This is a genomic window from Bradyrhizobium sp. ORS 278, from assembly GCF_000026145.1.
In the GTDB taxonomy this organism is placed as follows: Bacteria; Pseudomonadota; Alphaproteobacteria; order Rhizobiales; family Xanthobacteraceae; genus Bradyrhizobium.
The window spans coordinates 2,266,587-2,288,399 of record NC_009445.1 but is presented as its reverse complement, the minus strand read 5'-3'; the positions used below and the strand labels follow the sequence as shown (position 1 = coordinate 2,288,399).

Genomic DNA, 21,813 nt, shown 5'->3' with positions numbered 1-21,813 from the left:
GGAATGGTCTGAAGGACCAGACCCGGACTCTCGAGATTCCGGGTTCGCCGCTCACGAGGCGCTCCGGAACGACGGGAATAAACTAACTGAACTTCTCGAACCCGTTCTCGCCGAACACATACACCGCGCCCTGCTGGATCGGCAGGTCGACGGCGTGGTTTGGCGTGGCGAAGCCGAGCGCGACCATCAGCGCCCGTGCAGTCCCGCCATGCGCCACCGCCACGATATCGCCGGTCAGCCCATCATACCAGTCGCGCACCCGGACCTCGACATCGGCATAGGTCTCGCCGCCCTCCGGCGCCAGCGTCCATTTCTCGGTCAGGCGCTTGGCGTAGAACACGGGATCGGCAGCCTGCATCTCCGGCAGGGTCGCGCCTTCCCATTTGCCGTAGCCGATCTCGCGCAGCCGCGCGTCGAGCCCGTAATCGGCCACCGGCAGCTTCAGGGTCTCGCGCACCAGCTCCATCGTCGTGCGGGCGCGGGTCAGCGGGCTTGCGACAAAAGGCAGTCGCTCCGCGTCATGACCGTTGCGCGCAACGAGGTCGCTCAGGATGTTGCCGGCCTGAACCGCCTGAAGGCGGCCGAGCGCGTTGAGCGGAATGTCCTGCGTGCCCTGCAGCCGGCCGAGAGCATTCCATTCCGTCTCGCCGTGGCGGATGTAGTAGATCGTGGGCCGGGGCATGCGCGCGATGAACTAGTCCTTGGCGCCGGCCGAGTTGCTCAGCGAGATGTCCGGTGCCTCCGGCCGCTTCATGCCGACGACATGATAGCCGGAATCGACGTGGTGCACCTCGCCGGTCACGCCGCGCGACAGGTCGGAGAGCAGGTAAAGGGCGCTGTCACCGACCTCCTCGATCGTCACGGTCCGGCGCAGCGGCGCGTTGTACTCGTTCCACTTCAGGATATAGCGGAAATCGCCGATGCCTGAGGCGGCCAGCGTCTTGATCGGACCGGCCGAGATGGCGTTGACGCGGATGTTCTTCTCGCCGAGGTCGGCAGCGAGGTAGCGCACGCTGGCCTCCAGCGCGGCTTTCGCGACACCCATGACGTTATAATGGGGCATCCACTTCTCGGCGCCGTAATAGGTCAGCGTGATGATCGAGCCACCATCGGTCATCAGCTTCTCCGCGCGCTGCGCGACCGCGGTCAGCGAGTAGCAGCTGATCAGCATGCTCTTGGAGAAATTGTCCTGCGTGGTCTCGATATAGCGGCCGTCGAGCTGGTCCTTGTCAGAGAAGGCGATGGCGTGAACGACGAAGTCGATCTTGCCCCATTTCTCCTTGAGCACGTCGAAGATGGCGTCGATGGTTGCGGGATCGGTCACGTCGCAATGCCCGAGCACGAGGCCGCCGAGCTCGGCGGCCAGCGGCTCGACCCGCTTCTTCAGCGCGTCGCCCTGATAGGTCAGCGCGATCTCGGCGCCGGCGGCGCGGGCGGCCTTGGCGATGCCCCAGGCGATCGAGCGGTTGTTGGCGACGCCGAGAATGACCCCGCGCTTGCCCTGCATCAAACCTGAAATCTGCGCCATGCGGCTTCCCATAGAGCGATTATTAACGATTGGACGTACACCACCGGTCTGGCCCGGTACAGCCCCATTCCGCCCGCTCTGTGGCAAACTCCCGGCAAGAACCGGGGCGGAATAGGTCTGCCATCGCGGGGTTATGACCATTGCAAGGCGCGGTTGCGGCCCGCGCCCTGGGCACAGAAAGGCACGGCCGCAGGACAGTCCATGAGCGCGTTTCGCCAGAGCGTCGAGGCCATGATTCCGGCACTGCGCCGCTATGCTCGCGCCTTGGCGCGCGACATGGACGCCGCTGACGACCTGGTCCAGGACACCCTGGTGCGGGCGCTGCGGTCCGAGCGGCTCTTCCTCGGCGGCGACCTGCGCAGCTGGCTCTATACGATCCTCACCAACCTCAACAAGAACCGGCGCCGCTCGCTGGCGCGGCGGCCACACTTCATGCCGCTGCAGGACGACAATCCCGATGCCAGCGGCACCGAGGCCGAGGGCCGCGACATCGAGCGCGCGCTGGCGACCCTGGTAGAGGAGCAACGCGCCGTGCTGCTGCTCGTCGTGCTCGAGGGGCTGAGCTACCGCGAGGTGGCCGACATCCAGGGTGTCCCGATCGGCACCGTGATGTCGCGCCTGGCCCGTGCCCGCGCTCATGTCCGCGCCGTCCTCGAGGGCGAGCGCCCGGCGCTGCGGAGGGTGAAATGAGGCCGCCGTTCACCGTACAAAAGCCGCTCTGCCGCGTTCGCCTGCCCAAGGCGCCTGTGGCCGCCGATCGTCGCGGCCGCCAGACTGCAACGAGATCCAGATGATGACCGATCCGACCATTCCAGTCACCGAGGACGAACTGCACGCCTATGTCGACAACGAGCTGCCGGCGGAGCGCCGCAGCGATGTCGAGCGCTGGCTCGCGGCGCATCCGGCCGACGCCGAGCGGGTCGAATCCTGGCGCAGCATGGCTGAGGCCCTGCACGCGCGCTACGATTCCGTCGTCAACGAGCCGGTGCCGCCGCGGCTGGATCTCGACGGTCTCGATCGTCGGCCGCGCCGCTGGATGCTCGGCGCGATCGCGGCGAGCGTGGCCGCCTTCGCGGTGGGGGGCGCGATCGGCTGGATCGCGCATGGCGCGGCCACATCGCCCGCGCTGCTGCAGAACCTCACCGGCGAGGCGCTGGATGCGCACCGGCTCTATGTCGTCGACGTGCGTCATCCGGTCGAGGTTCCCGGCGAGGAGAAGGCCCATCTGCAGCAATGGCTGACGCGGCGCTGCGGCCGCACCGTGCAGGCACCGGAGCTTGAGACCACCGGCCTGAAACTCGTCGGCGGCCGGCTGCTGCCGGGCCCGAGCGGGCCAGCCTCTTTCCTGATGTATGAAAGCACCTCGGGAGAGCGCTTCACGGTGTACGCGACCAAGGTAGGGATCGAGGCGGCTCAGATGCGCTATACAACCCAGGGCACGACGTCCGCGCTCTCCTGGGCAGAGCGTGGGGTCAGCTACGTCGTCAGCGGCGGCAGCGATAGGACACGTCTCACACAGGTTGCACGCCTTGTTTATGACCAAGCCGAACGCGTGGGCGGCTAGCGGCCGGTTGCGCTTCGGTCGCAGCGGCGATTCGCGGCTGCGCAATTCTCATCATCGTCAGAAGCGGTTGCAAGGCATCCGCAACCCGCCACCAGCCTGTCGCGCCGCACGCTCGCGGTTCCCCGAACACACGCTAAGGTGGATGCCGCAATTCGGTCACCGAAATTCTGGAATCATGGCGCGGGCGCGTCTCAATATCGTACCAAATACTCACGAAAAAATGAGGAGTGTTCGATCCGCCGATCGACACGGAAGCGGCCTCGACTGGGGTTTTGTACCGCGCTGGTCCCCCTTTCGAGGCCGCACTTTTTTCCCGCCACGAAGTCTCGCCAAGTTTTTCCTTGTGGCAGCGATGACCGCATTCACCATCGAAACCCGGCTCGCCGATTTTCGTCATGGCCGGGCTTGTCCCGGCCATCCACGTTGGCCCGCACCCTGGGATAGGCGTGAATGCCCGGGACAAGCCCGGGCAAGACGGAGCTAACAGCCAGCGTGATCTTTCGTTACGACAGATTGCTGCGCGGATTGTAGGGGTGCTTGTCGCGCCACTTGGTCATCAGCGCCTCGAGCTCGGCATCGTTGCCGTCGGGCAGCACGATCTTCGTGGTGATGAACAGATCGCCCGCCGAGCCGTCGCTTTTGGGCAGGCCCTTGCCCTTCAGCCGGAAAGTCCGCCCGCTGGAGGTGTTCTTCGGGATCGACAATTCGACCGCGCTGCCGAGGGTCGGGGCGCGCACCTTGGCGCCCAGCACCGCCTCGTACAGCGTGATGGGCAGATCGAGCCTGACGTCGCTGCCCTCGACCTTGAAGAACGGATGCGGCGCGATCTGGATGGTGATCAGGAGGTCGCCGGGCCGATGACCGGGCGCGCTCTCGCCCTGCCCTTTCAGCCGGATCTGCTGGCCGGCGGTGACGCCGGGCGGGACCTTGACGTTGAGCTCCTTGCCCGAGGGCAGGCGCACGCGCTTTTCGCCACCCTTGACCGACTCCTCGAGCGTCACCGACATCGCGACCTTGAGGTCGAGATCGATGCCGACACCGCCGGTGTCGAACTCGAACGGGCTGCCGCCGCCGCGTCCGCCACGCCCCGCGCCGCCGAACATGCTGTTGAGAATATCCTCGAAGCCGCCGCCACCGCCGCCGAAGCCGCCGCCCGGTCCGCCGCCGCTGCGGAAGGTGTAATTCTCGAACCCGCCGGGACCGCCACGGCCGGCGCCGCCGCCAGGAAAGCCCTGGAAGCGGGGCTTGCCGTCGGCATCGATCTCCCCGCGATCGAACTGCTTCCGCTTCTCCTCGTCGCCCAGGATCTCGTTGGCCGAGTTGATCTCGGCAAACCTGGCCGATGCCTTCGGGTCATCCTTGTTGCTGTCGGGATGATGCTTCTTGGCGAGCTTGCGATAGGCGCTCTTGATGGCCGCAGCGCTGGCGCTTCGCGGCACCCCCAAGACCTCATAGGGGTCGCGCATCCGTCACGTCTCCTTACAGAAAGTCAGATATTAACCTAAGGGCTCCCCGCCCGCTTTGCATTTCATCTGGAGAGTCCGTTGTATTTTTGCAACGGGTTCCGGAGGCATCCCGTCAGCTTTGCTGCCAGGGTTTGAGCGTCTGGATGTCCCAACGCCCCCGCTCGATCCGGCAGGCCGAGCCCTGCAGCCAGCGCTCGGTCTTCCCATTGACGTAGCTTGCCAGGAAATCCCGGCACGTGCGGCCGTTTTCAGCCGTGTAGGCCTTGGCAATCGGCGTCACCGAGCCACGCGCGCCGGTCTGCGGGTTCTGCCAGGGCTGGCTGGAATCCTTGGTGCCCTTGGTCAGCACGTCGGACGCCGCGTTGCGGGCGAAGGCGAGATCGGCCTCGGTCGGCTCGCGCTCCGGCGGTGAAGTGACGCTGCCGGTGACTTCCGCGTCCTCCATCTTGGCGAACGCCGTCTCCGGACGCGACATGCTGCAGCCACCGCCCGACAGGCCGATTAGAATGAGTGTCAAAGCGGTGCCGGCATGACCGATCGCGGATAGGCCAAGCCGGACCGATACCCTATATAGGGCCGGACCAGAATGGACTTGCACGCGCCTGGCCGCGGGTGAACGCAAAACTCGGACTCCCCAAAGACATGACCGACCCCACGAGCATCAAACACCAGACAACCTTAACATCCGGTACATCGGCTGATTTTACCCAGGCCGGGGAGCCGTTTGCGCTGTTTGCCGAGTGGTTCGCCGAAGCCAGCAAGAGCGAGCCGAACGATCCGAACGCGATGGCGCTGTCGACCGTGGACGCGGACGGCCTTCCGGATGTGCGCATGGTGCTGATGAAGGGCTACGACGCCGACGGCTTCGTCTTCTACAGCCACAAGGCCAGCCAGAAGGGCCAGGAGCTCGCCGCCAATCCAAAGGCCGCGTTGCTGTTTCATTGGAAGTCGCTGCGCCGGCAGGTGCGCATCCGCGGGCTCGTGACGCCGGTGACGGACGCGGAGGCCGACGCCTATTTCGCGACCCGGCCGAAGCAGGCGCAGCTCGGCGCCTGGGCCAGCAAGCAGTCGCAGCCGCTGGAGAGCCGGTTCGCCTTCGAACAGGCGATCGCCAAGGTCGCCACGCAATACATCATCGGCGAGGTGCCGCGTCCGCCGGGATGGAGCGGCTGGCGCATCACCCCCGTTCGCATGGAGTTCTGGCACGACCGGCCGTTCCGCCTGCACGACCGCATCGAATTCCGGCGCGAGGCTGCCGGTCAGCCGTGGACCAAGGTGCGGATGTATCCGTAGCGACCGGCGAGGCTCCGTTGAGTCTCATCGTCAACTTGTCGCTCGACAGCCTTCGACGTCGGTGCGCATGAAACGCGCACCGAACATGCAACCCTTGTGGTAAGCTGATCCCTCGTGGATCGGGAGAGATATCTCATCATGCCGACCTCCTCCAACCAGCCGCGGCGGACGATGCTGCTGACCGGCGCCAGTCGCGGCATCGGTCATGCCACCGTGATCCGATTCTCCTCCGCCGGCTGGCGCGTCATCACCTGCTCGCGGCATCCCTTCCCGGAGGAGTGCCCGTGGGGCGCCGGACCCGAGGACCACATCCAGGTCGACCTCGCCGACCCCCAGGATACGTTGCGCGCGATCGAGGAGATCAAGCAGCGCATGGACAGCGGCGAGCTGCATGCGCTCGTCAACAACGCCGCGATCTCGCCGAAGGGCCAGGGCGGCGCGCGGCTCGGGACCGTGGATACCGATCTCGACACCTGGAATCAGGTCTTCCGCGTCAACTTCTTCGCGCCGATCATGATGGCGCGCGGCCTGATCAAGGAGTTGAAGGCGGCCAAGGGCTCGGTGGTGAACGTCACCTCGATCGCCGGCTCGCGCGTCCATCCGTTCGCCGGCGCGGCCTATGCCACCTCCAAGGCGGCGCTCGCCGCGCTCACGCGCGAGATGGCGTCGGACTTCGGCCGTGTCGGTGTGCGCGTCAACTCGATCGCGCCGGGCGAGATCGACACCTCGATCCTGTCGCCGGGCACCGAGAAGATCGTGCAGGAGCAGATCCCGATGCAGCGGCTCGGCACGCCCGACGAGGTCGCCAAGATCATCTACGTGCTGTGCACCGAGACGAGCTCCTACGTGAACGGCGCCGAGATCCACATCAACGGCGGCCAGCACGTGTGAGGACGATCGGTCGCGGCCACGAGGACACGATGCGGTGTCTGCGGCTTGGTTCACACCAGCTTGCGCCGCTCAACGAACCACGGCTCGCCACACCAAGATGCGATTAACGCCATCTACAGAATGAGGCCGACGAGCCACGCGCATGAACTAACAGCGTCGCGATCGGGCGCTGCCGGACCTGCTGAACGACAGGTCCAAGGCTTCATCCCCGCACTCCGCCGTCATCCCGGCGTACGCCGGGAGCCATACTCTGCAGCAGGGGCAAGGAACGCGGGAGCTTAGTCACAGCCGGCCCGGGCCGTTACGGCGGCCGGTGGATATGGGTCCCGGCTTTCGCCGGGACGACGGCTGGGAGCGGCGCGGGCAGCGGGGCTCTGATCGAGGTTCGCGAGACGCAAGACGCAGCTGGGTCGTCCGCAGATTTTACGGACGTTGGTTCAGCCTTCGCACACCAGGCCGCGCAGGATCTGCGCGGCGCGCCAGCGCAGGCGGGCGGATTCGACGTTGAGGGCGCTGGAACAATCGTCCTCGCGCTCGTCGTCGTCGAGCTCGGCGCCGCAATAGCTGCAGGTTCGCGGCGACAGCGCATGGGCCACGACGATGTCGGCCCGGCCGCGCTGATAGCTGGCGAGATCGACCACGTTGTCAGATGCCGTTATGCGTTTCTCAACCATTGCCGCCTCTTGGCCACGAGCGCGATGACCGCGCCCTCCAGCTTCGCCTTGCACGCCACGCGCCGGAGCGCTCGTTTTTGGCCATGCTCACGAGCCGACTTATCGCAGAGAAGTTTCGATCAAACGTTCAGCGTTCCCGTCAAATTTTACCTGAGGAATTGAGGCGCCTTTGCAGCGGCGTTGCGGCGGACCTAATAAGTATTCCTGGTATGCATCTAGTGTGTTTGCTGAGGTGCATAACGCCATACCAGCGACCAATTTTTCAATGAACGAACGCTTCGTTAGTAGCTAAGATCGCGGCGCGGGCGAGGCTTGCTCTGCCGCATCAGCACGAGACCGGCGTGCTCGCACCCGCGACAAGCCCGGGCTCTGACTTCCCTTCAATCAGCGCGGCTACAGCCACTTCTTCAGCTTGAAGATGTAGTACGGCACGATCGCGCAGATCAGCATCAGCACGAGCGCCATCGGATAGCCGTGCGCCCATTCGAGCTCCGGCATGTTCTTGAAGTTCATACCGTAGATCGACGCGATCAAGGTCGGCGGCATCAGCACGACCGCCATGACCGAGAACAGCTTGATGATGTTGTTCTGCTCGAGATTGACGACACCGAGCATCGCATCGAGCACGAAGGTGATCTTGCCGGCGAGATAGGAGGCGTGGTCGGTCAGCGAGGCGACGTCGCGCTGCATGGTCTTGAGCTGCTCGCGCATGTCCTTTGACCATTTCACGCCTTCGACGACGGCGGAAAGAAAGGTCACGAGGCGACCGATCGAGACCAGGCTTTCACGTACTTTCGAGGTGAGGTCGCCCTTGCGGCCGATCGCGATCAGGATCTGGGAATACTGCTTGGCGTGGCCGTGCCGCTCGTTGTTCGGCTCGAAGATCTCGTGGCTGACCTGGTCGATGTCGGCACCGACCCGCTCGAGGATGTCGGCGCAGCGATCGATCACCGCGTCGAGCAATTCCATCAGCACCATCTCTCCGGTAATGCCGGGTGCGCAGCTGCGGGCGAGCTTGGCCTCGACCACGGCGAACGGCCGCGGCTGATCGTAGCGCACCGTCACCAGGCGGTGCCCTGCCAGGATGAAGGTCACCGCCGTCGTCCGGGGCATGTCGGTATCCGAGTGACACATCAAGGTTGCCGTCATGTAGCGGGCGCCGTTCTCGATGTAGAGGCGGCTGGAGATCTCGATCTCCTGCATGTCCTCCCGCGTCGGGACCGCGATTCCCGAGAGCTTCTCGACGGCCCGGTCTTCTGCACCGCTCGGATTGAAGAGGTCGACCCAGACCGCATTGTCGGGCAGAGCCGCCGGGTCGGTGATCTCCGCCTTCTTCAACGCCTGATCGGACGGGACGAACACCGAGAACATGAAGGGAGACTCCGAATCGCGATGGGGTTTTCGGCGGATTACCGGCAGGATGCTGCCGCCTTGTGACGCAGCTTGCCAAAACGGTCCATCGGCTTTTCGCGTGGGGGGCCTTCGGCGACGGGTTCAGGGCGAAGGGGCTTCCGACCGTGCTGTCCGGAGCACAGCTGTGGATGGCGGCCGGTGTCTTTGCGGCAAAAAAGCAACAATGAGGGCGCTGCAACCAGACCTGTGCGTGTATCGGCTGGCATCAGAGTCGATTTTGACGATAATGGGACATGTGGAATCGCGCTGCAGTGGCGCGGCCGTGTCATTGCAACGTCAGCTGTCAATTGGAAATTGGTGACATGTCGCTGAAGGTGAAACTCGGACTCCTGGCCGCGGGCCTGATGCTGTCGGGCTGTATGCAGGCCACGACGTATGAGGCCACCAACACCCAGGCGTTCAAGCCGAAAGACAAAGAGCTTCTGGCGAAGATCCGCTACACCAACACGCCGGTCGCGGAACCCTATCGCCGGGCCATCGTCGACTATCATCGCAAGGAAGCACCGGGCTCGATCGTCGTCGATTCCGACAGCCACTACCTCTATTACGTACTCGATGGCGGCAAGGCGATCCGTTACGGCATCACCGTCGGTGAAGAGGCCATGGCGTGGTCGGGCATTGCCAAGGTGGGCGCCATGACGGAATGGCCGGCCTGGCATCCGACCAAGGGCGAGATCGAGCGCCTGGGTGTGCCGACCTTCGTCGCCCCGGGTCCCGACAATCCGATGGGCTCGCGCGCGATGTACCTCTATGCCAACGGCAAGGACACGCTGTTCCGCATCCACGGTACCAACCAGCCGGAATATATCGGCGCCTCGATCTCGTCGGGCTGCATCCGCCTGACCAACGAGGACGCGATCGACCTCTACAACCGGGTCAAGGTCGGCACCATCGTCGTGGTCCTGGATCCGAAGAAGGGCGATTCGCCCTACAAGCCGCAAATGGCCCTGCAGGGCGGCGGCACCTACGCCGCGATGCAATAAGCATCTGCGCTCAACGGAATCAAAAGCCGAGAAACGCGTTTATCACCCTTTCCAAAGGCGCCGGTCACCCCGGCGCCTTTTTGTTTGGGCGCAAGGGACCAGGCAGTACAAGCCATTGTAACTCCCGCGCGGCCGCGCCGGAGCTGCCCGGACTGCGCTCCGCGGTCTGGCTATGACCTCGTCTTGTGCTTCTTCTTGCTGCCCTTGGCCAGTGGGGGCGCGGGCGGCGGCGCCGGTTCGGCTTCGTCGCCCTCGGCGGCAGCCGAACCGCCGGAGGCAGGCGCAGCCGGAGCGGCATGCGACGTGGACGTGTCGGCTGACCGGTCCGATCCCGCACGGCTCGCGCCCTTGCTTCCCTTGCCCGCCTGACCGTCGTCATCGGCTTCCGCCGTCTCGCGGGGCGGCGCGTCGTCCGGCCGCATCGCCGGCATCAGCGGCGCCACCTTCGGCAGCGGATCGAGCACGTCCCATTGGCAGATGCGGTAGTTGCTGCGGCGCTCGGCGAGATCGAGGTGGATATGATCCTCGTGATACCAGTCGCTGTCCGGACCCAGCACGGTCGCGAACTGCGCACATACCGAATGCAGCACCGCCTCGCGCAACTCGCGCGGCTGGGTGCGATCGGTCAGCTCGATCATGCGGCCATCGGACAGCTTGAAGCCGCGGACGTCGAGCGCATTGGCGCGGCCATGCTCCGACATCTGCGCACCGGCGATGTTGTTGCGGCCGCGACACTGGTACGAATCATAGTTGTCGAGCGCGGCGATCGGGCTGCCGAGACGGGCCGCGAGCGGAGCCAGATCGCCCCGCACCCAATTGGCCACGGCGGCGGCCATCGTGCAGCGCATCGTCGCGGCCGGCGTCAGCGCCACCCGCCGCTTGTCCGGCAGCACCACCGCCTCCAGCCGCACCAGATCGTCGCCGCCGCACGCGCCCGGCCCCTTGATCGGCGGGATCGAGGGAGCGATTGCGATGTCCTCTGTCAGCGCCACGCGGCAGGCCGAGAGCTGCGGCGGAGGCGGCGTCTTGGCGCCGGTCTCCTTGGGCTGCTCGGCACCCTCGTCGTTTGTGCCCGCCTTGGCAGAGTCTTTCGCCGGCTCGCGAGAGCCGGACCGTGGCGCCTCCCCCGGGCGCGGCCGCGGCAACGGCACGGCCGCCAGCGGAGGTCCGGACTGCAGCGCCGGCACAGGCCCGCCGTGCTCATGCGCGTGCCCGGCGTCCCGCGACCGCGCGGCCGCGGGGGTCATGACCCAGCTCAAGGCGAGCGCCGCAACGGCCGCGCTAACCATCGGGCCCCGCGCGACGTCATGGCCGCGACAAGGCCATTTGCGCTCGCTGCGGCGCGCGCTAAAACCGACGAAACCGATCAAAAGACCCTCGCTGTCGAAAAGCGAATACCACCCGGAGGAACGACCTGATGCTTGGATTGATGCAAGACTGGCCCCTGCTTTGCCACCGGATCATCGAGCATGCAGCGACAATTCACGGCTCCCAGGAGGTCGTGACCCGCTCGGTCGAAGGTCCCATCGTTCGCACCACCTACCGGCAAATCCACGACCGCGCGCTGAAAGTGTCCCAGAAGCTGACGCGCGACGGCATCAAGCTCGGCGACCGCGTCGCCACCATCGCCTGGAATACCGGACGCCATCTCGAGGTCTGGTACGGCATTATGGGAATCGGCGCGATCTGTCACACGGTCAATCCGCGTCTCTTCCCGGAGCAGATCGGCTGGATCATCAACCACGCCCAGGACCGCATCGTCATTACCGATCTGACCTTCGTGCCGCTGCTCGAGAAGCTCGCCGACAAGCTGCCGAGCGTCGAGCGGTATGTGGTGCTGACCGACGCGGCACACATGCCGCAGACCACGCTGAAGAACGCCGTTGCCTACGAATCGTGGATCGGGGAGGCCGATGGCGATTTCGCCTGGGGCACGTTCGACGAAAATACCGCGGCAGCGATGTGCTACACGTCCGGCACCACCGGCGATCCCAAGGGTGTGCTGTATTCGCATCGCTCCAACGTGCTGCATGCGTTGATGGCCAACAACCGCGACTCACTCGGAACATCCGCGGCAGACACAATGCTTCCGGTGGTCCCGCTGTTCCATGCCAACAGCTGGGGCATCGCGTTCTCCGCACCGTCGATGGGCACCAAGCTGGTCATGCCCGGCCCGAAGCTCGACGGCGCCTCGGTCTACGAGCTGCTCGACACCGAGAAGGTGACCTACACCGCCGGCGTGCCGACGGTGTGGCTGATGCTGCTTCAGCACATGCAGGCGCATAGGCTGACTCTGCCGCATCTGAAGATGGTGGTGTGCGGCGGCTCGGCGATGCCGCGCTCGATGATCCAGGCCTTCCTCGACATGGGCATCGGTGTGCGCCACGCCTGGGGCATGACCGAGATGAGCCCGATCGGCACACTCGCGACCCTGAAGCCGCCGTTCCTCGAAGCTGAGGGCGACGCCAAGCTCGACATCCTGCAGACCCAGGGCTTCCCGCCGTTCGGCGTCGAGATGAAGATCACCGACGATGCCGGAGCCGAGCTGCCGTGGGACGGCAAGACCTTCGGCCGCCTCAAAGTGTCCGGTCCCGCAGTGTCGAAGGCGTACTACAAGGTCGACACCAAGATCCTCGACGACGAAGGCTTCTTCGACACCGGCGACGTCGCCACCGTCGATGCCGATGGCTTCATGCGCATCACCGACCGCTCCAAGGACGTCATCAAGTCGGGCGGCGAGTGGATCTCGTCGATCGATCTGGAAAACCTTGCCGTCGGCCATCCCGCCGTCGCGGAAGCCGCCGTCATCGGCGTCTATCATCCGAAATGGGACGAGCGGCCGCTTCTGATCGTGCAGCTCAAGCAGGGCCAGACGGCGACGCGCGAGGACATCCTGAAGTTCATGGAAGGCAAGATCGCGAAGTGGTGGATGCCCGACGACGTCGCCTTCGTCGACGGCATCCCGCACACCGCGACCGGCAAGATCCTCAAGACGGCGCTGCGCGAGCAGTTCAAGGCGTATCGATTCCCGAACGCGGCGGCGTAGCAGCCGCTCCCGCTCCGCGCGTGACTCACGGCCCCTGCGACCACGCGGGGGCCGTTTGCGTTCCGGTGAAAAAGTTCCTCTGTCCTGGTTTGAACCAAAGGCGAATTGGAAAGCCCGGTTGTGGGTTCCTAAGGTCCGGCACCAAAAAAGAAACGAGGGAACGCCATCATGCGATATCAGACACGCCTGCTCCCCTGGCTGCTCGGGGCCTCACTCGCCGCTACCGCCGCGCACGCGGCCGCCAACAAGGTCGTGATCGGCGACATCGATGACATGTCAGGACTCTATGCCGACGTGATCGGCCCGGGCGGTGTCGAAGCCGCCAAGATGGCGATCGAGGATTTCGGCGGCAGCGTGCTCGGTAACAAGATCGAGTTCATGGAGACGGATCACCAGAACAAGCCCGACGTCGGCGCGCAGAAGCTGCGTGAATGGGCCGATCGCGACGGCGTCACCATGATCCTCGGCGGCTCCAACACCGGCGTCAGCCTTGCGATGGCCAATGCCGCCAAGGAGAAGAAGGTGCCGTTCATCGCGATCGGTGCCGCCGGCGCCTCGCTGACTGGCAAGGACTGCACGCCCTATACCGTCCACTACGCCTACGACACGACCTCGCTGGCCAACGGCACCGCCAAGACCATGGTCAGCCAGGGCGGCAAGAGCTGGTTCTTCCTGACCGCCGACTACGCCTTCGGCACTCAGCTGCAGGAGGCCGCCTCCAAGGTCGTGGAGGCCAATGGCGGCAAGGTGGTGGGCGCCGTGCGCGTACCGCTCTCGACTTCGGACTTCTCCAGCTATTTGCTGCAGGCGCAGAGCTCGGGCGCCCAGGTGCTCGGCCTCGCCAATGCCGGCAACGACTTCACCAACTCGATCAAGGCGGCCGATGAGTTCGGCATCGCCAAGACGATGAAACCGGCGGCGCTGCTCGCCTTCATCAGCGACATCCACAGTCTCGGCCTGAAGACCGCGCAGGGGCTGTATCTGACCACCGGCTGGTACTGGGATCTCAACAACAAGACCCGCGCCTTCGCGAAGCGCTATTTCGAGAAGACCAAGCGCGAGCCCACCATGAACCAGGCGGCGTACTACTCGGCAACACTGACCTATCTGAATGCGGTGAAGGCGGCGGGCACCACCGACTCCGACAAGGTCATGGAGCAGCTGCGCAAGACGAAGATCGACGACATGTTCACGTCCGACGGCAAGATCCGCGCCGACGGACTGATGGAGCATGAGATGTACATCATGCAGGTCAAGAAGCCGGAGGAGTCGAAATACCCCTGGGACTATTACAAGCTGGTGCAGACGATGTCGGGCGAGGAGGCGTTCGGCAAGCTTGCCGATTCGGCCTGCCCCTTGGCGCACGGGCACTGAGGCCGGCAGGCGCGGCTGCGGATCAGGTCGCCACCTGCCCGCAGCCGCCGCTGCTCCGGAACGATCTCAATTTCACCGTCGTCGACGGACGAGACCCGCGAAAGCCGGCCGCAACGGCTGGTGCGGGGCGAGGCTGAGGGCTGTAGACTCCCCTTGAATTTGCCCGGGGCTCATGGTCTCAAGCGAGATCACCCGCCCCGCTCCGGGGCCCAACCCGGCAGTTCCTGACAAGATGGCCCGCAGGTTTCACGCCCCCTATCTGTCGGAGCCGACCTCCAGCCTCGCGACCTGGGCTCGCAATCTGGCGGTCTTCTCGGTCGTCGCCGTGCTGGTCTCGATCCTGATTCTGCGCTTCGACTTCCTGGAGATGAAGCCGGCGCTGGCGACGTTCTTTGGCGCGTTGGGCCTGGCCGTGCTGTCGATCCTGCTCGGGCTCGCCGCCTTCGTCGCGATCTGGCACAATGGCAGCCGCGGCATGAGCCGGGTGCTGCTTGCCTTGATGATCGACGCCGCGGTGCTGGCCTATCCGGGCTATCTCGCGCTCAAGGATCGCAAGCTGCCGAAGATCTACGACATCACCACCGATCTGGTGGAGCCGCCGAGCTTCGAGGCGCTGGCCCCCCTGCGCAATGGCGACGGCACCAACACAGCCGCCTATGCCGGCCTGTATTCCTGGGAGCAGCAGCGGACATTCTATCCGGACATCGAACCGGTGCAGGTCGAACTGCCGCCGGATCGCGCCTTCGCGGTCGCGCTGAAGCTCGTCAACCGGCGCAAATGGTTCGTGGTTGATGAACGCGCCCCGCAGCCGCCGCGCCGGGAAGGCCGCATCGAGGCGGTGGCGCGGACGCCCATCATGGGTCTGCGCGAGGACATCTCGATCCGCGTCAAGCCCGATGGCGAGGAGTCGCGCATCGACGTGCGCTCCGCCTCGCGCTATTCGACCTCGCCCTACCTGGATTCCGACCTCGGCAGCAACGCCGCGCGCGTCACCAAGCTGATCGAGGACCTGTCGACCGCCGCCGAAGCCGAGGCGCAGAAGCCGGTGAAGAAGGTCACGCCGCCGCCGGTGGCGAAGGGCAATGCCAACGCGAAGACGGTGAAGAAGTAGCGTCGTCGACGCCACGACAGCAGTCACCGGTCTCTCGGCCTCCATGCGGCCGGGATACGCGTCCAGCGGCTTCGCGTCATCGAGCTTGATCTCGGCAGCCGGCGTTCGCCGTTCGGTTGTCCTATAGCGTTGGAACAGCTTTCCGATCGGCCAATTCGATCGGCCCAGCGGGATAGCTGAAGCTGTCGCCCAGCTTGGCATTGCCGTCCCGATCGACCTCGGTGGACACGCCCGAGATCGTGTCCTTGTCGATGGTCAGCGTCGTAAAGCCCCAGATCTTCTGGGCATATTTCAGCACGGCGCCGGTATCGTCGGCCACATCGCCGACATTGGAATGAACCGAGTGGAGGTTGTGGTAGCCGCCATTCCCGCACACGATGAACGGCGTCGGCGTTTCAGGCGTGATGGTCTGCTCGATCCGCTGATAGTCGTGGACGTGACCCGACAGCACGAGATTCGGAACGCGCCCGGTGTCGCGAATGGCGTTCTCAAGCGCGTCCGCCATCTTTGAGCTGCCGCTGTGATAGACGTCGAATGAATAGATGGGGTGGTGCAATGCGAGGATCAGCGCCCGATCCTTCGGCGCGGTCGCGAACTCGTTGGTGATCCATTGCTGCTGGGTCGAATCGATCGACCCGTGCTCGGGCACGTTGGTGTACATCCCGATGATCGTCGCGAAGGGCGTCAACAACGTCCAATAGACATTCGGAAGATTGAGCTGTACCCGCGGAGCATCCTTCGAGATTGGATCGACATCGGGCTCCGCCTGCATGAAGTAGGCGACCCAGCCGTCCAGCGACGTCTGGAGCCGTGGATCGTCGACTTCGCCGTCGTGGTTGCCGGGAATCGAGAAGATTGGCGGCGTGTAATGCGAATAGGGCTCGTAGAACTGCGAGTAGTACTCGTCGTGCATCCCGGTGAAATAGACCACGTCTCCGACGTGATAGCAGAATTGCGGCACCTTGTCGGCGTCGCCGTGCAACTGCGCGATCATCTGTTCGGCGACGTTGTTCTGGAATTCGCCGTCCTGGACGCCGCCCGTATCACCGACGACGTGGAATACCATTTTCCCGGCGCTGCTGATCGATGCCCCGATCTCCGGGAAATGTTCCGCCAAGTCGTAGTGATAGGGCGGAAGTCCAAGCGGGCGCGGCAGCGGTTGAAAACTCGTGTTGCGATGGCTGACGGGGTGCAGGGCCGCGACGCCGCCATGGGCCTGAGATTGACCGCTCTGCGGTCGCGAGCGCGTAGCCCCAAGATGCCAAGCAGGACTAGACCGATGATGCCTGGTGACAGGACGATTCGACATGCAATATCCCCCCGTTTCAAACGACATTCATTATGGTTCAACTAAGTCGCAGATGCCGGCCCGGGCAAGCCGAGCACGCAGGTGATCAGGCGACGATGATCGCGTTGGGCGAAAAAAGCTTCGACCAGATCGAAAATTCAAACATGACGATTGCTCGCACTCTGCGCTTTATTGTCGCAGTTTACAACCTCAATGAGACTGCATCGTGACATGTCATGTTGCTGCGCCGCGATCTGCAGCGCGTCGGTGGAAGCGACGATGCCGCTCGAACGCCGCGTCAGGCCAGCCGATACGTCCCGCCGATCACCGGATCGCCCTCCGTTGCGACGATGCCGCGCGCGACGAGATCCTCCAGATGCGCCAGCACCGAATAGCCGGCAGCGGTGGTGAGCCGCGGGTCGATGCCGATATAGATCGCGCGCACCATGGTCGGGATGTCGGCCTCGCCCTTGGCGAGGCGATGCAGGATCGAGGCTTCGCGGGCCTGGCGATGGCGCATCAGGAAGCGGGTGTAGCGCGGGCCTTCGGGAATCTCGGGGCCATGGCCTGAGAAATACAAGTCCTCGGGGCGTCCCGCGAGCCGCTCCAGCGAGGCCATGTAGTCGACCATCGAACCATCGGGCGGCGCGACGATCGACGTGGACCAGCCCATCACGTGATCGCCGACGAAGGTCGTGCTGCGCTCACTCCAGGCGAAGGCGAGATGATTGGCGGTATGGCCTGGCGTTGCCACCGCCTCGAGCTGCCAGTCCTGCCCTTCGATCACGTCGCCATCGGCAACGGTGACATCAGGGGCGAAATCTCGATCGACGCCGGACTCGGGGCTGTGCTTCTCGCTCTCGTAGCGCGGCCGCGACGCGCGGTGCGGGCCTTCGGCATAGACCGTCGCGCCGGTCGCAGCCTTGAGACGTCCGGTGTTCGGCGAGTGGTCGCGATGGGTATGCGTGACGATGATATGCGACACCGTCTCGCCCCTGACCGCATCCAGCAGCGCCTGCGCATGGGCCTCGTTGTCCGGGCCGGGATCGATGATCGCAACGTTGCCGCGGCCCACGATGTAGCTGACGGTTCCGGTGAAGGTGAACGGGCTCGGATTGTTACAGAGCACGCGGCGAATGCCCGGACGCACCTCGTCGACGACGCCGGCAGCCAGCGGGAAGTTGCGGTTGAAGGGAACGTCGTCCTCGGCCATGTGCTGCCCTTACTTTCCACGAGCACGTGAACGGCCCGCTATCTGCGCCGTCATGCCCCGCGCAGGCGGGGCATCCAGTACGCCGAGACGTCTCAGCTGATCACTGTCATCTCGGCGTAGTGGATCGTCCGCTTTCGCGGACGATGACAGTTGAGGACTCAAGACCCGCCCCCGCGAACGACCAGGCGAACTAGAAGAACGCCTGGATGCCGGTGATGGCGCGGCCGAGGATCAGGGCGTGGACGTCGTGCGTGCCCTCGTAGGTGTTGACCGTCTCGAGGTTCGAGACGTGGCGCATTACCTGGTACTCGATCTGGATGCCGTTGCCGCCGTGCATGTCACGCGACACGCGGGCGATGTCCAGCGCCTTGCCGCAATTGTTGCGCTTGACGATCGAGATCATTTCCGGGGCCATCTTGCCCTCGTCCATCAGACGACCGACGCGCAGGCTCGCCTGCAGGCCGAGCGCGATCTCGGTCTCCATGTCGGCGAGCTTCTTCTGCACCAGCTGGGTGGCGGCGAGCGGGCGGCCAAACTGCTTGCGGTCGAGCGTGTACTGGCGGGCGCGATGCATGCAGTCCTCGGCGGCGCCGAGCACCCCCCAGGAGATGCCGTAGCGGGCGCGGTTGAGGCAGCCGAACGGGCCCTTGAGGCCGGACACGTTGGGCAGCAGCGCATCTTCCGGCACCACCACGCCGTCCATCACGATCTCACCGGTGATCGAGGCGCGCAGCGAGAGCTTGCCGCCGATCTTCGGCGCCGACAAGCCCTTCATGCCCTTCTCGAGAATGAAGCCGCGGATCTGGTTGTCATGCGCGGCCGATTTGGCCCACACCACGAACACGTCGGCGATCGGCGCGTTCGAGATCCACATCTTGCTGCCGGTCAGGCGGTAGCCGTCGGCAACCTTCTCGGCGCGCGTCTTCATGCCAGCGGGATCGGAGCCGGCATCCGGCTCGGTCAGGCCGAAACAGCCGACCCATTCGCCGCTGGCGAGCTTCGGCAGATATTTCTTGCGCTGGTTCTCGTCGCCATAGGCATAGATCGGATACATCACCAGCGACGACTGCACCGAGTTCATCGAGCGGTAGCCGGAATCGACCCGCTCGATCTCGCGCGCCACGAGGCCATAAGCGACGTAGCTCGCATTGGCGCAGCCATATTCCTCCGGCAGCGTGATGCCGATCAGGCCGAGCTCGCCCATCTCGTTGAAGATCTCGCGGTCGGTTTTCTCTTCGAGGTAAGCCTTGGTGACGCGCGGCAGCAGCTTGTCCTGGGCATAGGCGCGCGCGGTGTCACGCACCATGCGCTCGTCCTCGGTCAACTGCTCGTCCAGCAGAAAGGGATCGTCCCACTGGAAGCTCGACTGGGCCGGCTTGTCCTTTGCCTGAGGGCGCGCGCTCATGAATGGTCCTTTCGCGTCTCGCTGCGCACGGGTCGCAGCCGTCTGGAGGTTAAATCCTGGCAGTTCAGCCTTCAAGCCGCTCATTGGCGACGATCTCGATGCCGAAGCCAGACAGGCCCTTGTAGTCATGGACCGACGAGGTCAGGTTCCGGATCGACGTCACGCCGAGATCACGCAGAATCTGCGCGCCGACGCCGACCTCGCGCCATTGGCGATGGCGGTCGGCCTCCGCCGTATGCGGCTCCGCGACGGGCTCGACCGGAACACCGGCGGCGCCGTCGCGCAGATAGATCAGAACGCCGCGACCGTTCTTCTTGAAGTGCTGCAGCACGGCTTGAATACGCTGCGGACCCGCGATCAGATCCTTCACGATGTTGGGCTTGTGCAGCCGCGTCAGCACGTTCTTGCCGTCGCCGATGCCGTTGTAGACAAAAGCGGCGTGGGTGATCGGATCGAACGGCGAGCGGTAAGCATAGCCCTGCAGCGGGCCGATCGGGCTCTCGGTCGTGAAGGTCGACACGCGCTCGATCAGCTTCTCGCGCGCCTGCCGGTAGGAGATCAGGTCGGCGATCGTCACGTGCTTGAGGTTATGCGCCGCGGCGAAGCGGACGACCTGCTCGCCCTTCATGACGGTGCCGTCGTCGTTCATCAACTCGGAGATGACGCCGACCGGCGGCAACCCCGAAAGCTTGCAAAGATCCACGGCCGCCTCGGTATGACCCGAACGCAGCAGCACGCCGCCGTCACGCGCGATGAGCGGGAAGATATGGCCGGGGCGCGCGAAATCATTGGCGCCGGCGTTGGGATTGGCGAGCGCACGGCAGCAGGACGCGCGCTCCTCGGCCGAGATGCCGGTGCCGCCGTCCGGCTTGTAGTCGATCGAGACCGTGAACGCCGTGGTGTGGTTGGAGTCGTTGTGCGCGACCATCGGATCGAGCCGCAGCCGCCGCGCGTCGTCGGCCGTGATCGGCGCGCAGACGATGCCGGAGGTGTGGCGGATGATGAACGCCATCTTATCGGGCGTGCACAGCGAGGCCGCAACGATCAGATCGCCCTCGCCCTCGCGATCGTCATCGTCGGTCACGACGACCATCTCGCCCTTGGCGAAGGCGTGCAGAACTTCCTGGATCGAGTCGGCCATTGCAAAGTCTCGCTGCTTTTTCCGGGGCTGCTTTAGCCGGGATCGCAGGCGCACGCCAGAGCAGCGGAACCGCCGCTCGAAGGTCGCCTTCCCCGGGAAAAGAACTTGTCCAGCCGGGACAAGCACCCTGGTATCTGTTTAAAGTCGCGCCAATTCGAGAACAAGGGAGCCGCGCCTCATGGCCGCATTCGATTTTGCACCGCTCCTGGCGGCTGGGCTGCCCGCGCCGGCGGCGCGCTGGACAGGCCTGGCCAAGTACAGCTTCGTCGGCGGCAACAATGATGCCGACGCCGTGCCTGTCGAGGGCTTGCGCGCAGCCGCCGATGCGGTCCTCGCCCGCGAAGGCCGTGCGCTCGCCACCTATGGCCTTGCGCACGGACCGCAAGGCTACCGGCCGCTGCGGGATTTCCTCGCCGCCAAGCTGTCGCGCGACGCCGGCATGTCGGCTCGGGCCGACGACATCATGATCCTCTCGGGCTCGCTGCAGGGCCTCGATCTGGTCAACCAGGCGCTGCTGTCGCCGGGCGACACCGTGATCGTCGAGCAGGACAATTATCAGGGCACGCTGACGCGGCTGGCGCGGATCGGCGCCAAGCCGATCGGCATTCCGCTCGACCGGGACGGCATGCGGACCGACGTGCTGGCGGCGGTGCTGGCCGATCTCAAGGATCGCGGCATCCGGCCGAAATACATCTATACCATCCCGACGGTGCAGAACCCGACCGGCACCATCATGCCGGAGAACCGCCGCGCCGAGCTGCTGTGGCTGTCGCGCGCCTATGGCGTGCCGGTGTTCGAGGACGACTGCTATGCCGATCTGATCTGGGACGGCAGGCGGCCGCGCGCCATTCACGGCATGTCCGACCATGGCGGCGTGATCCATCTCGGCTCGTTCTCGAAATCGGTCGCGCCGGCGCTGCGGGTCGGCTTCCTGGTCGCGCCCTGGGAGATCATGTCGGTGCTGCTGGCGCTGAAGACCGATGCCGGCTCGGGCGCCCTGGAGCAGATGGTGCTGGCGGAATATTGCAGGCCGCATTTCACGACCCACGTGCCGCAGCTCGTGCGCGGGCTGCGCGCCAAGCTCGATACGCTGATGGAGGCGCTCAACGCCGAGTTCGGCACATCAGCCGAGTTCGAGGCGCCCAAGGGCGGCATCTTCCTGTGGGTCAAGCTGCCGGACCAGGTCGACGCGATGAAGCTCTCGCAGGCGGCGCTGAAGCGCGGCGTGTCGATCAATCCGGGACCGGAATGGTCGACCGACGCCGCGCATGCGCGGAGCCGGCTGCGGCTGTGCTTCGCCAGCCCCTCGCATCAGGAGATCCGCGAGGGCATCGCCGTGCTGGCCGAGGTGTGCCATCAGGAGTTCGGCGTGCCCACGCGGTCGGCCAATATCGAGCGCGGCGGCGCGCGCGATTGATCGCGC

21 protein-coding genes are annotated in these 21,813 nt (G+C 65.1%); 9 read left to right on the top strand and 12 right to left on the bottom strand.

Going from position 1 to position 21,813, the window contains the following annotated elements; translation table 11 throughout:
- Positions 1-82: 82 nt before the first annotated feature.
- On the bottom strand, positions 83-682 hold the full coding sequence (locus tag BRADO_RS10120) for a histidine phosphatase family protein (RefSeq protein ID WP_011925223.1): 600 nt from the start codon (positions 680-682) through the stop codon (positions 83-85).
- 12 nt (positions 683-694) lie between these two features.
- Entirely contained in the window at positions 695-1,528 is an 834-nt protein-coding gene (gene fabI / locus BRADO_RS10115) for an enoyl-ACP reductase FabI (protein ID WP_011925222.1), read from the bottom strand.
- Between the two features lie 201 nt (positions 1,529-1,729).
- Here fabI and BRADO_RS10110 point away from each other — a divergent pair, with 201 nt between their 5' ends.
- The gene (locus tag BRADO_RS10110; RefSeq protein ID WP_011925221.1) at positions 1,730-2,218 is read left to right on the top strand and encodes a sigma-70 family RNA polymerase sigma factor; all 489 of its coding nucleotides are present in this window, start codon (positions 1,730-1,732) and stop codon (positions 2,216-2,218) included.
- Positions 2,219-2,318: 100 nt separating this feature from the next.
- Positions 2,319-3,092, top strand: coding sequence for an anti-sigma factor (locus BRADO_RS10105; protein ID WP_011925220.1), 774 nt, complete (start codon positions 2,319-2,321; stop codon positions 3,090-3,092).
- Between the two features lie 133 nt (positions 3,093-3,225).
- Here the strand turns inward: BRADO_RS10105 and BRADO_RS34940 are convergent, their stop codons facing one another.
- The 3 genes from BRADO_RS34940 to BRADO_RS10095 form a co-directional block, all read right to left on the bottom strand.
- A complete protein-coding gene (locus BRADO_RS34940; RefSeq protein WP_157872540.1) occupies positions 3,226-3,489 on the bottom strand; it encodes a hypothetical protein in 264 nt (87 codons plus the stop codon).
- A 106-nt stretch (positions 3,490-3,595) separates the two neighbouring features.
- Positions 3,596-4,558, bottom strand: coding sequence for a DnaJ C-terminal domain-containing protein (locus BRADO_RS10100; RefSeq protein WP_011925219.1), 963 nt, complete (start codon positions 4,556-4,558; stop codon positions 3,596-3,598).
- Between the two features lie 112 nt (positions 4,559-4,670).
- Positions 4,671-5,033, bottom strand: a complete 363-nt coding sequence (locus BRADO_RS10095; RefSeq protein WP_371259353.1) for an RT0821/Lpp0805 family surface protein — start codon at positions 5,031-5,033, stop codon at positions 4,671-4,673.
- Positions 5,034-5,200: 167 nt separating this feature from the next.
- Here BRADO_RS10095 and pdxH point away from each other — a divergent pair, with 167 nt between their 5' ends.
- Together pdxH and BRADO_RS10085 are read left to right on the top strand one after the other, a co-directional pair.
- Positions 5,201-5,851 carry a pyridoxamine 5'-phosphate oxidase gene (gene pdxH, locus BRADO_RS10090; protein ID WP_011925217.1) on the top strand — a complete coding sequence of 217 codons (651 nt, stop codon included), beginning with the start codon at positions 5,201-5,203 and terminating at the stop codon, positions 5,849-5,851.
- A 138-nt stretch (positions 5,852-5,989) separates the two neighbouring features.
- Positions 5,990-6,742: an SDR family NAD(P)-dependent oxidoreductase gene (locus BRADO_RS10085; RefSeq protein ID WP_041756319.1), complete on the top strand. Its 753-nt coding sequence runs from the start codon at positions 5,990-5,992 to the stop codon at positions 6,740-6,742.
- A 437-nt stretch (positions 6,743-7,179) separates the two neighbouring features.
- Here the strand turns inward: BRADO_RS10085 and BRADO_RS10080 are convergent, their stop codons facing one another.
- Both BRADO_RS10080 and BRADO_RS10075 read right to left on the bottom strand, forming a co-directional pair.
- A complete protein-coding gene (locus BRADO_RS10080) occupies positions 7,180-7,416 on the bottom strand; it encodes a hypothetical protein (protein WP_041756318.1) in 237 nt (78 codons plus the stop codon).
- A gap of 393 nt (positions 7,417-7,809) precedes the next feature.
- Entirely contained in the window at positions 7,810-8,787 is a 978-nt protein-coding gene (locus BRADO_RS10075; RefSeq protein ID WP_011925215.1) for a magnesium transporter CorA family protein, read from the bottom strand.
- A gap of 344 nt (positions 8,788-9,131) precedes the next feature.
- Here BRADO_RS10075 and BRADO_RS10070 point away from each other — a divergent pair, with 344 nt between their 5' ends.
- Complete coding sequence (locus BRADO_RS10070) at positions 9,132-9,812, top strand: L,D-transpeptidase (RefSeq protein WP_011925214.1); 681 nt, start codon at positions 9,132-9,134, stop codon at positions 9,810-9,812.
- A 170-nt stretch (positions 9,813-9,982) separates the two neighbouring features.
- Here BRADO_RS10070 and BRADO_RS10065 read toward each other — a convergent pair whose 3' ends face one another.
- Positions 9,983-11,101 (bottom strand): extensin family protein, encoded by a 1,119-nt coding sequence (locus BRADO_RS10065; RefSeq protein WP_041756317.1) that lies wholly within the window; start codon positions 11,099-11,101, stop codon positions 9,983-9,985.
- 128 nt (positions 11,102-11,229) lie between these two features.
- Between BRADO_RS10065 and BRADO_RS10060 the strand changes: the two genes are divergently transcribed.
- The 3 genes from BRADO_RS10060 to BRADO_RS10050 all read left to right on the top strand — a co-directional run bounded on the left by BRADO_RS10060 (position 11,230) and on the right by BRADO_RS10050 (position 15,343).
- Positions 11,230-12,858 carry a fatty-acid--CoA ligase gene (locus BRADO_RS10060; protein WP_011925212.1) on the top strand — a complete coding sequence of 543 codons (1,629 nt, stop codon included), beginning with the start codon at positions 11,230-11,232 and terminating at the stop codon, positions 12,856-12,858.
- 168 nt (positions 12,859-13,026) lie between these two features.
- Entirely contained in the window at positions 13,027-14,232 is a 1,206-nt protein-coding gene (locus BRADO_RS10055) for an ABC transporter substrate-binding protein (RefSeq protein ID WP_011925211.1), read from the top strand.
- Between the two features lie 232 nt (positions 14,233-14,464).
- Positions 14,465-15,343, top strand: coding sequence for a DUF1499 domain-containing protein (locus BRADO_RS10050; RefSeq protein ID WP_011925210.1), 879 nt, complete (start codon positions 14,465-14,467; stop codon positions 15,341-15,343).
- Positions 15,344-15,464: 121 nt separating this feature from the next.
- Here BRADO_RS10050 and BRADO_RS10045 read toward each other — a convergent pair whose 3' ends face one another.
- The 4 genes from BRADO_RS10045 to ribB all read right to left on the bottom strand — a co-directional run bounded on the left by BRADO_RS10045 (position 15,465) and on the right by ribB (position 20,390).
- Positions 15,465-16,409 carry a metallophosphoesterase gene (locus BRADO_RS10045; RefSeq protein ID WP_050780978.1) on the bottom strand — a complete coding sequence of 315 codons (945 nt, stop codon included), beginning with the start codon at positions 16,407-16,409 and terminating at the stop codon, positions 15,465-15,467.
- Between the two features lie 520 nt (positions 16,410-16,929).
- Entirely contained in the window at positions 16,930-17,844 is a 915-nt protein-coding gene (locus BRADO_RS10040) for an MBL fold metallo-hydrolase (protein WP_011925208.1), read from the bottom strand.
- A 190-nt stretch (positions 17,845-18,034) separates the two neighbouring features.
- Positions 18,035-19,249, bottom strand: a complete 1,215-nt coding sequence (locus BRADO_RS10035) for an acyl-CoA dehydrogenase (protein WP_011925207.1) — start codon at positions 19,247-19,249, stop codon at positions 18,035-18,037.
- Positions 19,250-19,313: 64 nt separating this feature from the next.
- A complete protein-coding gene (gene ribB, locus BRADO_RS10030) occupies positions 19,314-20,390 on the bottom strand; it encodes a 3,4-dihydroxy-2-butanone-4-phosphate synthase (protein ID WP_011925206.1) in 1,077 nt (358 codons plus the stop codon).
- A gap of 178 nt (positions 20,391-20,568) precedes the next feature.
- Here ribB and BRADO_RS10025 point away from each other — a divergent pair, with 178 nt between their 5' ends.
- Positions 20,569-21,807 carry a PLP-dependent aminotransferase family protein gene (locus BRADO_RS10025; protein WP_011925205.1) on the top strand — a complete coding sequence of 413 codons (1,239 nt, stop codon included), beginning with the start codon at positions 20,569-20,571 and terminating at the stop codon, positions 21,805-21,807.
- Positions 21,808-21,813: the final 6 nt, after the last annotated feature.

Excerpts from the sequence above, each read along its gene's own strand:
- BRADO_RS10120 (WP_011925223.1), bottom strand. The coding sequence starts at position 682 with ATGCCCCGGCCCACGATCTACTACATCCGCCACGGCGAGACGGAATGG.
- fabI (WP_011925222.1), bottom strand. The coding sequence starts at position 1,528 with ATGGCGCAGATTTCAGGTTTGATGCAGGGCAAGCGCGGGGTCATTCTC.
- BRADO_RS10110 (WP_011925221.1), top strand. The coding sequence starts at position 1,730 with ATGAGCGCGTTTCGCCAGAGCGTCGAGGCCATGATTCCGGCACTGCGC.
- BRADO_RS10105 (WP_011925220.1), top strand. The coding sequence starts at position 2,319 with ATGATGACCGATCCGACCATTCCAGTCACCGAGGACGAACTGCACGCC.
- BRADO_RS34940 (WP_157872540.1), bottom strand. The coding sequence starts at position 3,489 with ATGACGAAAATCGGCGAGCCGGGTTTCGATGGTGAATGCGGTCATCGC.
- BRADO_RS10100 (WP_011925219.1), bottom strand. The coding sequence starts at position 4,558 with ATGCGCGACCCCTATGAGGTCTTGGGGGTGCCGCGAAGCGCCAGCGCT.
- BRADO_RS10095 (WP_371259353.1), bottom strand. The coding sequence starts at position 5,033 with ATGTCGCGTCCGGAGACGGCGTTCGCCAAGATGGAGGACGCGGAAGTC.
- pdxH (WP_011925217.1), top strand. The coding sequence starts at position 5,201 with ATGACCGACCCCACGAGCATCAAACACCAGACAACCTTAACATCCGGT.
- BRADO_RS10085 (WP_041756319.1), top strand. The coding sequence starts at position 5,990 with ATGCCGACCTCCTCCAACCAGCCGCGGCGGACGATGCTGCTGACCGGC.
- BRADO_RS10080 (WP_041756318.1), bottom strand. The coding sequence starts at position 7,416 with ATGGTTGAGAAACGCATAACGGCATCTGACAACGTGGTCGATCTCGCC.
- BRADO_RS10075 (WP_011925215.1), bottom strand. The coding sequence starts at position 8,787 with ATGTTCTCGGTGTTCGTCCCGTCCGATCAGGCGTTGAAGAAGGCGGAG.
- BRADO_RS10070 (WP_011925214.1), top strand. The coding sequence starts at position 9,132 with ATGTCGCTGAAGGTGAAACTCGGACTCCTGGCCGCGGGCCTGATGCTG.
- BRADO_RS10065 (WP_041756317.1), bottom strand. The coding sequence starts at position 11,101 with ATGGTTAGCGCGGCCGTTGCGGCGCTCGCCTTGAGCTGGGTCATGACC.
- BRADO_RS10060 (WP_011925212.1), top strand. The coding sequence starts at position 11,230 with ATGCTTGGATTGATGCAAGACTGGCCCCTGCTTTGCCACCGGATCATC.
- BRADO_RS10055 (WP_011925211.1), top strand. The coding sequence starts at position 13,027 with ATGCGATATCAGACACGCCTGCTCCCCTGGCTGCTCGGGGCCTCACTC.
- BRADO_RS10050 (WP_011925210.1), top strand. The coding sequence starts at position 14,465 with ATGGCCCGCAGGTTTCACGCCCCCTATCTGTCGGAGCCGACCTCCAGC.
- BRADO_RS10045 (WP_050780978.1), bottom strand. The coding sequence starts at position 16,409 with ATGGTATTCCACGTCGTCGGTGATACGGGCGGCGTCCAGGACGGCGAA.
- BRADO_RS10040 (WP_011925208.1), bottom strand. The coding sequence starts at position 17,844 with ATGGCCGAGGACGACGTTCCCTTCAACCGCAACTTCCCGCTGGCTGCC.
- BRADO_RS10035 (WP_011925207.1), bottom strand. The coding sequence starts at position 19,249 with ATGAGCGCGCGCCCTCAGGCAAAGGACAAGCCGGCCCAGTCGAGCTTC.
- ribB (WP_011925206.1), bottom strand. The coding sequence starts at position 20,390 with ATGGCCGACTCGATCCAGGAAGTTCTGCACGCCTTCGCCAAGGGCGAG.
- BRADO_RS10025 (WP_011925205.1), top strand. The coding sequence starts at position 20,569 with ATGGCCGCATTCGATTTTGCACCGCTCCTGGCGGCTGGGCTGCCCGCG.